Source organism: Vibrio sp. 10N.247.310.23 (assembly GCF_041467155.1).
Classification (GTDB): Bacteria; Pseudomonadota; Gammaproteobacteria; order Enterobacterales; family Vibrionaceae; genus Vibrio; species Vibrio crassostreae_C.
In genome coordinates this window covers 1-11,494 of sequence record NZ_JBFSTZ010000049.1, presented here as the reverse complement: position 1 = coordinate 11,494, position 11,494 = coordinate 1, and the positions used below count along the sequence as shown (strand labels likewise).

General features: G+C 44.6%; 10 protein-coding genes and 1 pseudogene. 8 read left to right on the top strand and 3 right to left on the bottom strand.

The features are described 5' to 3' along the window. From AB6D93_RS22930 to AB6D93_RS22915, 4 genes are all read left to right on the top strand, one after another. Positions 1-1,584: helicase-related protein (locus AB6D93_RS22930; protein WP_372159208.1), on the top strand; the 1,584-nt coding region annotated here is incomplete at its 5' end. A gap of 79 nt (positions 1,585-1,663) precedes the next feature. Beyond that, the gene (locus AB6D93_RS22925) at positions 1,664-2,014 is read left to right on the top strand and encodes a hypothetical protein (protein ID WP_237297713.1); all 351 of its coding nucleotides are present in this window, start codon (positions 1,664-1,666) and stop codon (positions 2,012-2,014) included. Between the two features lie 64 nt (positions 2,015-2,078). Further along, positions 2,079-2,570 carry a hypothetical protein gene (locus AB6D93_RS22920; RefSeq protein ID WP_372159207.1) on the top strand — a complete coding sequence of 164 codons (492 nt, stop codon included), beginning with the start codon at positions 2,079-2,081 and terminating at the stop codon, positions 2,568-2,570. Further along, positions 2,567-2,893: a hypothetical protein gene (locus AB6D93_RS22915; RefSeq protein WP_372159206.1), complete on the top strand. Its 327-nt coding sequence runs from the start codon at positions 2,567-2,569 to the stop codon at positions 2,891-2,893. The genes AB6D93_RS22920 and AB6D93_RS22915 overlap by 4 nt, the downstream gene beginning before the upstream one ends. Before the next feature lie 657 nt (positions 2,894-3,550). On the opposite strand, the gene AB6D93_RS22910 is transcribed toward AB6D93_RS22915, so the two are convergent. Together AB6D93_RS22910 and AB6D93_RS22905 are read right to left on the bottom strand one after the other, a co-directional pair. Further along, positions 3,551-4,501 carry a ParB family protein gene (locus tag AB6D93_RS22910; RefSeq protein ID WP_372159205.1) on the bottom strand — a complete coding sequence of 317 codons (951 nt, stop codon included), beginning with the start codon at positions 4,499-4,501 and terminating at the stop codon, positions 3,551-3,553. 1 nt (position 4,502) lies between these two features. Continuing rightward, positions 4,503-5,750 (bottom strand): ParA family protein, encoded by a 1,248-nt coding sequence (locus tag AB6D93_RS22905; RefSeq protein ID WP_372159203.1) that lies wholly within the window; start codon positions 5,748-5,750, stop codon positions 4,503-4,505. Between the two features lie 260 nt (positions 5,751-6,010). Between AB6D93_RS22905 and AB6D93_RS22900 the strand changes: the two are divergent. The 3 genes and pseudogenes from AB6D93_RS22900 (at position 6,011) to AB6D93_RS22890 (ending at position 10,020) form a co-directional block, all read left to right on the top strand. Further along, a pseudogene (locus AB6D93_RS22900) lies at positions 6,011-7,132 on the top strand (IS91 family transposase). A gap of 951 nt (positions 7,133-8,083) precedes the next feature. After that, positions 8,084-9,109 carry a DNA mismatch repair protein gene (locus tag AB6D93_RS22895; protein WP_372159202.1) on the top strand — a complete coding sequence of 342 codons (1,026 nt, stop codon included), beginning with the start codon at positions 8,084-8,086 and terminating at the stop codon, positions 9,107-9,109. Next, positions 9,106-10,020 (top strand): AAA family ATPase, encoded by a 915-nt coding sequence (locus AB6D93_RS22890; protein ID WP_372159200.1) that lies wholly within the window; start codon positions 9,106-9,108, stop codon positions 10,018-10,020. The genes AB6D93_RS22895 and AB6D93_RS22890 overlap by 4 nt, the downstream gene beginning before the upstream one ends. 54 nt (positions 10,021-10,074) lie before the next feature. Here the strand turns inward: AB6D93_RS22890 and AB6D93_RS22885 are convergent, their stop codons facing one another. Continuing rightward, positions 10,075-10,407 (bottom strand): helix-turn-helix domain-containing protein, encoded by a 333-nt coding sequence (locus AB6D93_RS22885; RefSeq protein WP_162299056.1) that lies wholly within the window; start codon positions 10,405-10,407, stop codon positions 10,075-10,077. A gap of 837 nt (positions 10,408-11,244) precedes the next feature. Between AB6D93_RS22885 and AB6D93_RS22880 the strand changes: the two genes are divergently transcribed. Next, positions 11,245-11,494, top strand: a 250-nt coding sequence (locus tag AB6D93_RS22880; RefSeq protein ID WP_372159199.1) for a hypothetical protein, incomplete at its 3' end; no start/stop codon positions are given.

Below are 11,494 nucleotides of genomic sequence, written 5' to 3'. Positions count from 1 at the left end.
GATGTGCAACAGAGCTGTAAAGTATGCAGCGCACCGCTGTGGACGCTTAAACGTCAACGCCAACACGACAACCTGAGCAAGACGATTTCACGCGCCCTGCAGACCTTACCGACCATCGGTAAAGTCACCGCAGGAAAGCTGATCGATGGCGTGGGTGAGCGCGTGCTGGCGAAAGCGCTGACGGACAACATCTACGAACTGGTTAACTTGCTCGATGAAGACGGGGAGTTTGTGTTTAACGACCGACAATCTGAACGCATTGAGCGCAAGTTGGCCAAAACGCAATTTGCGTTTGGTCAAGGCGACTACCAGGCGAGTGAGTTCATCAAACGCAACTTCCCGAAGGGCTTCTTTGACTGGCTCATCATCGATGAGGCGCACGAATATAAGAACGCAGGGGCGGCGCAAGGCCAAGCCATGCAGGTACTCGCCGGCTGCGTAAAACAGTGCTTACTGCTGACGGGAACACTGATGGGCGGCTACGCGGAAGACCTTTTTTATCTGCTGTGGCGCACCATGCCATCGGTGATGATGGAAGAGGGCTATCGTTACCACCGAGGAAAACTCGGCAGCGCCGCCCTCTCGTTTTCGCAAGAGCACGGCATCATCAAGGAAATCATGAAAGTGACCCACGATGTGAACCACAAAACCGCGAAAGGCAAGAACGTCAAAGCGAGTCAAACCCGCGCGCCCGGTTTTGGGCCGATGGGAGTGGCCAAATTCGTCTTACCTTACACGGTGTTCGTCAAACTGGCCGACATGGGTGACGGCATTTTGCCAGACTACCAAGAGCACTTTATTGAAGTGGCCATGGAGGATGAGATGCAGATGCATTACGCCGACATGGAGCAACGCTTAACCGCGAGGCTTCGTCAAGCGTTGGCCGCTGGAGACCAAACCTTATTAGGCGTGGTCATGAGTGCGCTGCTGGCCTGGCCAGATTGCGCGTTTCGAGAAGAGAGGGTGACTCACCCTCGCACTCAAGAAACCCTGGCTTATATTCCGGCTTTGTTTGATGAGCAGACGCCCACCCCCAAAGAGCAACAGCTCATTGAAATGGTCAATGCGAACAAACGTAAAGGCCGACGGACGTTGGTGTACACCGTTTACACTGGCAAACGCGACACCGCATCGAGGCTCAAGTCACTGCTGAGTGACCAAGGCTTAAAATGCGCTGTGCTGCGTTCAAGCGTAAAAACCGAAGACCGAGAAGATTGGATACTGGAGCAGGTGGACAGAGGCATTGATGTACTCATCACCAACCCAGAGCTGGTCAAGACCGGCCTGGACTTGTTGGAGTTCCCTTCGATTGTGTTTACCAACACCGGCTATAACGTCTATACGCTGATGCAAGCGGCCAGACGCAGCTGGCGTATTGGTCAACGAGAGGACGTGGACGTGAGCTTTTTAGGCTACCAAGACAGCGCGCAAATGGCGTGTCTTGAATTGATGGCCAAGAAGATAGCGGTCACCCAATCTACCTCTGGCGACATGCCGGACAATGGATTGGATGTTCTCAACAGTGATGGCGACAGTGTGGAAGTGGCGTTAGCCAAATCCTTACTCAAGCAAACGACGCGTTAAGACGTTAACGTCTTAACTTACCCCAATGGGCATCTGATGCCCATTGGGGCTTGGGTGTCCATCGACCTTTAAGGACACAATGATGACGCAACCCATATCAACCAACCATGCCTTAGCCTTTGCGTATTTCAAAGAAGGCTTTCCGTATGGCGACGACAACCACTTATTGTTTGAGCAGGTCTCAAACGGTGGGGACTTGGAATTTTTCACTCTCGTACTGGAAACAGTCATTCCTGTGGTCGAGCAATATCTGACGCAGTTTGAGATAGATGCGCCCGATAAATTATACCTCTTCTACGGGGAGGCGTTTCCCAATCAACTGAAACGGTTACTTGAGCGAGAGCCCAATCCCACCCGACAAGCGTTGGAGCAATGCGCTGACAAGGCCTTGCAACACATCGCCCAGGCGATGCGTGAGATCCGACAATAATTCAACCCTAACCGGGAGCTTGCCTCCCGGTACGCTCCCTTTTTTATTTTAACGGGAGCAACCTATGAACAATATGAATCATGTACTGACTGAGCTGATGGCTTGGCTCGACGACAACATGGCCAATCAAACCGACCTGCATTTTGATAATGACGGTCAAGTTGATTCGGCCGCCGTCTATCAAGCCTTGTCCATGCAGCTGACCACCTTGCCGCCGTGCGACGCGTTAAAGGCCCACCTCACCTTATCGCACTCGATGCTGGACGGTGCTCACTTACAACGTGTGCACCGTCCAGCCTTCTCCTGGCAATCTCAGCTTATCACGTTGATTGAGCGAAGAACGTCAGGTGGACTGTTTGTGTCACCGAGCACCCACCCAGAGCCGTACCGTGAGTTTCACTACTATTGTGATGAGCACAATACGCTATGGGCCTTGATGGTGATGGACAACGAAGGCCGCATCATGGATGTGTATTTGCACCCTGAGCTTTATGGCGACCCTGAGGTCTTTGCGCTTTGTCTACTCTCCCTTACACAAACGGGAGAGAAAGCATGAGCGATTCTAAAGCGCAACGCCTGCAGGTGGCCAACACCATCCTCATGCAACTGGGAGGACGCCGATTCAGCATGATGACTGGCGCGAAACAGTTTGTGGCCATCGAGCGGGGGTTATTGTTTGCCTTGCCGGCGAGGTTAGCCAAGCAGGGCATCAATAAAGTGCGTATTGAGTTGGAGGCCAACGACACGTATACCGTGACCGCTTTAAAGGTCAACGCACGTCGCGGTGACGTCATCGAGGTTCAATGTGAATCGATGGTGTACTGCGACCAATTGGAAGCGACCTTTGAACGCATGACCGGCGTATACACTCGGCTTTAAACTTTGGAGCAAACCATGATATTGCATCAACTGTGGAGAGCAGGGCGCATTACAGCCTCTGGATATTCCAACCAACGAAGAGCCGCCGTTCTTAGATCGTGGTGAGTTTGGAGCAGATAACCGCTATAGCCAAGAGCAGCCTGTCACGATATTACAATGTCAGCACTGCCAACATGAGATGATTGACCTATCATCGTAATCAAGAAAGGGAGAGCGTTGCTCTCCCTTATTTTTTGACCTAATACCACCAAGCAAACGTCTGAAGCAACCTGACTACGATTAACTATATCCAATAATATTCAAATCACCGCCTACCGACCGACATTGAAGCAATCCCCCTAATATCCTGCGTCCAGCGCTGTGGTTCAGAAGGCTAGTATTTTGTTTCAAAGGGTAGGCTGCGCCAAAGGGGAAAGGGGTCAAGGGAAGGGTTTTCCCAAGGGAAAAGCCCTATCCAGAAAGGGAGAAAAAGTCAGTTGCCAAACCAAAAGGAAGGAAGTTCAGAAACATTGGTATAATAAGCGGTTAAAGATTAATGTACTAGCTCTATATAGTGTTCAAAACTTTATTATTCCAATAATATCAGCCTAACACTATACAAAAACAACCCCCATTGTCCCCATTAAAAACCCCGCTCATTGACGGGGTTATCAGGCTCTATTTTTGTACTTTATCAGAGATAAACCGGACAATTTCGTCGTACACATCAGCCGGTAATCGGCTTAGCTCAATCTTAAGTCCACGCTTGTCGCTACTACGCGACACCTTGGCGTATTGGTTCTTATCATCAAATTCAGCCAGAGCTTTGGTTTCCCAAGTGACTTTAGCATCCCCTTTTGAAAGCTTAGCTTCAATGGCCTCTAACACTTTCTTCTGCTTAACTTCGACACTCTCTACCTCGCTAAGATTTAAAGAAAGAGAACGAATAAAGCTAGTGATCTTAGTACCCTCTTTTACAAGCTGCTTTTCCACCTTGGCTAGCTTAGCGTAGTAACCGTTCGGGATACCTTCACAATCTGGGAATGCTTCAATCAAACGCTGATCAATCGAGGCAGCAGCCAAACGCTTACGACAAGTTTCACGACCAATATTCAAATATGCGGCGAGTTCATCAAGCTTAGTGAAGCTCTGTTCTTGCATAATACTTGGGTAGTCGGCACCCAGTTCTCGGTAAGACAAACGCTTGACCGATTGAGTGGTTTGAATAAAAGCAACGAGATCAGATTGTTCAACCTCCCCCTCTATTACCCAAAGAGGTAGATCTTTTTGTGCATGTACACAAGTGAAACGACGACGAGAACTATCAAGCAATTGGTAAATGCCCTTCTCGTCTTTGGTCGCGACACCTTCAGTATGCACGCCCTCTTCCTGAATACTTGAAAATATATCGCGTACAGAATCAAGGGTGAGCGACTCTTGGCGACGTGGATTTAAAGGATGAATCGCAGTTTTAACTTGAAGCTCATCGGCTTTCACAATGACACGCTCTGCAGTCGCAACTTTACCGCTAGCAAAAGTGAATGTTTTTTTAGGGGTCTCGGCTTGAGTTCGCTGACCTAATTGGTTGCCTTGCTTAAAGCCGGTTCGCTTATCTTGTGGTCGTTGCATGTTATAGCCCCTTTGTTGCAAGCTGCTTAATTTCAGTAATGAATTGGTGATACACCGCGTTCACGGACGTCATGGCCAAATCAAATTGTTTGCCACTGCAAATCTGCTCTGATTTACGGATATCAAGCACAGTTCGATTGCTTTCCGCTGCCGCGACAAACGCTTCTGAATGACGAATCGCGGTAGACAATAAGTGCCCTTGGGCTGCACGTAATAATTTATCGAACACCTTCACCTCATGTGCACTCTTTTCATCGAAGTTAACTGGAAGCAGTTTCGCCCATTTCAGGTTTTGCCCTTGAGACGGCAAAGCCCTAAACGTACCAGGCATGGTAGCCATGTAGTTACTGGTTGATGCAAAATCAAACTCCCTTGGAGTCACAGGGATAAGCACCGCATCAGCAGCTTCATTCACAGCCCATAAAATAGGGGAGTTTTGTGGTGGTGTATCGATGAAAATCAGGTCATAGTCTTGTTTAAGAATTGGCAGAATTTTTTCGCGAAGCACACTTACCAACGCCTCCTGCCCTGCCTCATCTTGCCCCCAATAACTATCGACAAAGCGCTCATCGGATGGAAAAGCAGGAATCACATCTAAGTTAGGGAGGTGAGTTTTAAATGGGATAGCTTTGACCAACTCTTCAAAACTGTAGTCATTTAGATATTGTGAAAAGTCCCCTTCAGGCTCTAATTTTGATAATGCAATATCAACTGCTGTCATGTAAACCGAGTCATCATCAGCTTGATGGATAAGGTTTTGCCCAGTAGAACCTTGCGGGTCTAAGTCTATTACTAGGCAGCGAGCATTAAGGTTAAGGTCTAGTGCAGCCGCGGTTGCTAAGGTCACGGTAGTCGTAGACTTACCGGTGCCCCCTTTGTGGTTCTCCACAACCACGGTCGTAGGCTCAAAACGCTGGTTGTATTTGGGGAAACTCATGAAATCCATCATGTTCGATACATCAAAGCGGTTATAGAGGTGCGTGCGTCCTTGAATGATAGGCGCGCCAACAATACCCAGCTCCGTCGCTTCATCTATTCGAGAGTTAAACGTCACTCGTGACAAACCAAAGAGCTCTTGAAGTTCTTTCTTCTTAAGCGAGTGATTATAGATAAGGCGATCAACGCTACCATCTATTTCAGTATCCGTTACTTTGATTTGCATACGATCTGTAATAACAGCTTTCAGATCTGATTGCTCTTGCTGCATGCGCTCGCAGACTTGTTCCAATGAATCGATGATGGTGCTCATGAGTTATCCTTAGTGCCTAATCGCTTACAAACACTATAAATCACTAAAGACCAAAATTAAACCATTAAAAGAACTCAAATTGGCAAAATGGTTTAAAGAATAATTTGGATGATTTCGATTGCATTTTTTGGGGACAATGGGGGTTGTTTTATTATTCAGATATTAGAACCGGCGACGGTGTCGCCTGAACGGCCTACGGTCGAAAACAAAGATACTCAACCTACTAGGGTGCTTTGCATGAATCGTTTATCCTATAGGTTATGTTTCCGAATAAGCCCATCAAACAACTCTTTAATGCTAACGATAATTGGCTGAACTATCTCAATAAACATCGGGAAACCCTCCGAACCGTCGTCATTAAAACGTCACTAAAATGCTCGCTTGCAGCGCCGCCGCTTTTGGCTATAAAGAGTACCGATGCAGCCATGCCAACTGCACTCATCACAAATACATCCATCAAACGTGTAAATCTCGCTTTTGCAGCAGTTGTGGCATTAAAGCGACAGAGCGGTGGATACGAAAGCAACAACATGTCTTTCCTGAGTGTGAGTATCAACACGTTACGTTGACGCTTCCACACACGCTGTGGCCTATCTTTCTGGATAATCGTTTTCTTCTCAATCATCTCTTTAGTTGTGCAGCCAAAATCGTCTTAGGATGGGCAAAGCAACTGGATATCGATATTGGTGTGTTCTGTGCACTTCACACCTACGGCCGAAAACTGAATTGGAATGTGCACATCCATTTGTCTGTCACACGTGGTGGCTTATGTAAGAGGACAGGCCTTTGGAAGCCCATTTTCTTTAAAGCTAAGACTACTGAGAAGTGTTGGCGTGCCGCCATCACTCAACTTCTCGGCTCCTATTACTCAGAGTTAGATTTGAGTGGAGAGGGCTGCACTTTGCAAAGAAAACGGCCAACGTGACGCCCACGATGACTTACCTCGGCCGATACCTAAACGCCCACCTATATCGGCGTCGCGTTTACGACATAACTTCTAGGGAGGCTTAGTGACGTTTGATTACCTCAACCATAGGAATGGTCGGACTGAATCCCTCATTTTAAGTCCAGAAGCACTGATAGAGCGCATGATTGAGCATATCCCAGATAAGCACTTCAAAATGATTCGATACTTCGGGGTTCTATCAAACCGACGTCGCAGTGAGATGCTCCCTAAGGTCTACGATGCCTAAGGCATCGCCCCTAAAGACTCACCTGAAATACCAGGTTACGCCGCTATGCTGAAAGGGTATGTGAAGGTTGACCCGTTTGAGTGCATTCTTTGTGGGCACCGTTTAGCGTTTCTTCGTTTTAGAGCTGGAGATCCACTGTCAGAGCTAGTTCATCATGCTTTGGTTCAATCCCAAATCAGGTCAATTTAGGTTTTTCGTAGGATTAGTGTATCTGAAATTGCGAAAACAGCCTGAAGGTGTTCATTAAACACCCGTGTTTAGATTATAGAGCAGGAGTTAGGTCAGTCAGACACTCATTTTGACGTGAGTTAAACCGTGATTTTTCAGGTAAGGAATCATTGAAATTCCTTACCTTGAACTTAGCTCCACCCACTTATTTTATATTGCTGACGAACACCCGCAACGATCAGGGTAGTAAAACCCTAAAATGCAGGTACACAATAAAAAGTTAAACGATCAAATAAGGAATTAATGAATAATCAAGCGATCAAAAATCTATAGATTAATAAAATTAAAACATATCAATTACATAGGGTTTGTAATGGTTATTAGCTAATTTGAAGATAATAGGGTTAGAGTATTAACACCTACTTAACAGGTAACATCAAAGCTCTCTAGAGATTTGATGTTACCTGTTAAGTCACCGGCTGAACCTCAGTGAAGTTGGTATTATTTAAAACTAGATCCTTAAGGTTCTAGTTTCTTAGATAGCTGTTTAAACTATCAACATCGACCGAAATTATATAAATACTTACCGATTTAATATAAACATCTACCGATTAAATACCAACATTTAACGATCATCGATGTAAACATTTACCGAACCGTACAAGTTGAATATGAATATTTACCGATCTTAAAGGTAGAATGATCATGTTTGGCATAGTTCGTAGATCAACTACAAATAAAAACCAATTATATAACCTTAAATAGAATTAATCGGCTTCCTTATGCCTCATGGAAGATCTTTAGCATACAACTAAACATTTACCGAACCAAGTGATTATTTACCGAAGTTTATAGTTGTTTTATGTGATCTAGTATAGATATTTACCGATATGGTATAAATATCTACCGAACTAAGTGAGTTAATGACGACTATCTGTTAAAATAAAACTATCGCATTATTAGGTAATGATCATGGTTTCAACATCTAGCTCTAGTTTGACGGTTATTAATGAAGAGGACCGTAAGAACCGGTTCATCTCATCCATTCTATTTTCTAGAGCTACCATCTTTCATCCAGCTTCACGTTTGACATCCACAATGCAATCCAAGCTCATCGAGATTGCACAAAGCGGGGGTACCGATCCTAACTATCCGTTAGAAAGCGTGAACATCAATAGCTATGGAAAAAATTTCAGAGTTGACCTGCATGTTGATTACTTACTTCAACCACATCGCGATATTTTAGAAACCATGTTGGCGTATGCTCAAACGATTCAACTAGACGATACTTCCTATGATGCCGGAGCACGTTTAACTTGGTCACAGGTATACCAAACCATCACTGATGGTGATATATCAGATACTCAACAAGATGGTTTTGATTCATTTATCGATCGTGACGCGACCGTTCTATCAATGAGCATGTATGAATTAGCAACCCGAATGGGCATGGCGACCACACGCGCGAACTACGATCAAATAGAGCGTCGTATTACTCAATTAGCAACGGCCCACTTGGTGATCAATGAGCTTGATGAAGAACAGAATGTAGTAGGCAAAAAGCCATTAGAGTTTGTTCAAGATTACCGTTTTTATTGTGACCGAAGTAAATTTAAGACAGGCCGTAAAAACAGTAAGAACCTCACTAACCATGTGTTCTTAGTTCCAGACATGCGTCTGTTGCAAGCAATACGCGACCATGGTTACTACTATCGATTAGAACAACACAAAATGACCAACTACAGTAAACCGTCGGTTCGTTCATTTTTAAAATACATTACTACGCATAAAGCTGAATTCTTACATAACAAGAAGTTTGAGTGGGCACTCGATAGCTACATTCAATCAATTGCTTCGAAAGTCAGTCATAGCTTCCGTAGTGATCTCAGAAAAGATCTATTGGCCAATGCCGTGCAAATTGAAAAAGACTTCAGTCTTCAATTTCGCGATGTCGGTAATGGCATACAAATATTTTATATAGGGGAGGGTGAATCATGATCACTCAATCTCTTGATAGCTTGATGTCTTCATCTGCAAGTCAAAACCTAAGCTTCAGCTTGAAAGGTTTACTTAAAGGACATGTTGGCATGTTGATTGCTGCGCCTAACGTTGGTAAGTCTCACCTAGCATTGTGCATTGCAATGGAACACGCTTCTTCAATGTCTTTACTCGGGATGAGCACAGCCGACAAGCCCACAAAAACATTGGTGTTAAGTTCAGAAGACGGAGCCGGCGTGATTCAATCACGCATGAAAGAAAAGCTGGCTAATTGCACTGCCACTATAAAGTCAGAGTTAAAGAACAATCTTCACTTTCTAACTGATATTGAACCTATAGTGATTCCACCCGATAGCTCGGCACAAGAACAGACAGAACATAAGCAGTATTTAGAACAACTCAAAAAAACCTTCTCTGAATTTGACTTAGTGATCGTCGACACTGTAACGGAATCAATAGGCCGTTGTGAGGAAGTAAAACATGATCGCTTAATCAAAAATGTTTTTCAGAATCTTGCTAGTGAATCAGGTGCCAGTTTGTTGCTTGTTCATCACGTGAATAAAGATGAGATCCGTGGTAACCAAGAAATTACCATGGCATCAGGCGCAGGTTTAACATCGATAATGCGACTAACAAAGTGCATGTTTACGCTAAAGAGAAGCAAAGAATTGCTGTCGATTAAGTACCTTAAGTGCAACTATTTACCTGAAAATGAGAATAAAGAGTTTAGTGTTGAAGTGAGACAGAACCTTACTATTAATCCACATGTATTTAGTTTGAAATCTAAGGCGTCTAAGTCTGCTCATTCGACGCAAAACATTAAGAAAAATCCTAAAAACATTACGCTACCCGGAACCATTCCAAAGCAGGAAGAGATAGAGGAGCGTAAAAATCTCAGAGATGTTTTGTAAGCGCCTCATTATTTCAAACAGCACCAACATTAGGTGCTGTTTTATTCTATTTTCTTAAGAAAGTAATTTATCGATTGCACTTAGTAATGCAGCATCTTTTTGTGGTAGTGATTCTATCTTAGTAATGACTACTTTTTTCTTTTTATAGAAAGTTGATGTTTCTTTTGGTAGTTCTATAACTTCAAAAAAAGTCGCCTGAGATATTCCCAATACCTTGCATAGTTTTAACAAATTATTTCTTGAGATATTCCCGCTTTTCAACCATCGACCAACTGTTGCTCGATCAACATCACACCGCCTAGCCAGCTCGGAATTACTCAAACCACTAGATAACACATAAGTTTTTATTAACTCATGAATCCTTAAATCGACTTCAGTTTTATCCACTTTGTCTATTTCTCTTTGCTATTTTCAACCTCTATTTTATCTGAACTTGATCTAGTTAGTAATTGGGAGTAATGTGCAACATGTGTTGCACATGCGCAACGAATATTGCGCTCTTTAAAAAACCACTCATGCACTACACCCCGACACCAAATTTAGTGCGCGCATCCCACTGCGCACTATTGCGAGCCCCTAATGCTCTGGGGCTCGCACCTTATTCTTGTGCTCTTATGTGACAATAGTTCCAATTCAAACATTTACCTAATATCAATGAAGAGGGACGTCTTTCCCCTCTGTGATGCTTAGTCAATCGTCTATTGGTCCAGATGAACATGACTCATCACCACATCAATACTGAATCAACAAACGGTGTCCTGCCTTCTCAGCTTTCCTCCAAGGACTTGATCTCTCTGTTCAATTTTTATAGAGTTGCTCCGTCTGCCAATGCGCAGTCAAGCACACGGGGTTAACCCCCCTTAAATGGCTCTCTGAAACGTGTCGCGGCTTTTTCCAAGTTCAAACGGAAAAAGTGAAAGCATACTTAACTGCCCTTAGCCTACATCGCTTTGGTGCTATCAAACCCGACGAGCCTCGCGCTCGACTTAGCGTCATGCACGAACTGTGCTGTGTCGCCTACCAATATTCAGAGTACAGGGCTCTCTCGCCTTGATTTTTTCGTCTCTGTTACTTTTATTTCGTGCATGAAATGGGTTCAAACCTAGGGGTCAGTGTTTTTGCCTCAAACGGTTTTTGATCGGTATTGTATGCAACGAAATGTTTGTGGTACTGTTTTTATATACAGTATTTTTTGGTTTTGATAGCTCAAAAGGTAGGTTAAGGATGTTTCAATCAATTAAACGGTTCATTGATTGGCTTTACGCAGATGAACAACATCATCAATCCGATGTATCTCCCTCTGGTGCGCTGAGCGCTCCAGAGGGCTTTGTGCTGCCTGCCACTCGGGCTGAGCTTGAACACGACGAGATTATCCAGGACAAACTCCGCGTCTTAAAACGCAGCGGCCTTGCGCTGCCGTTTGAGGTGTGGCCTGAGTTTGTCGTCGATACGGTCGTGAACTACGCCATGTGGT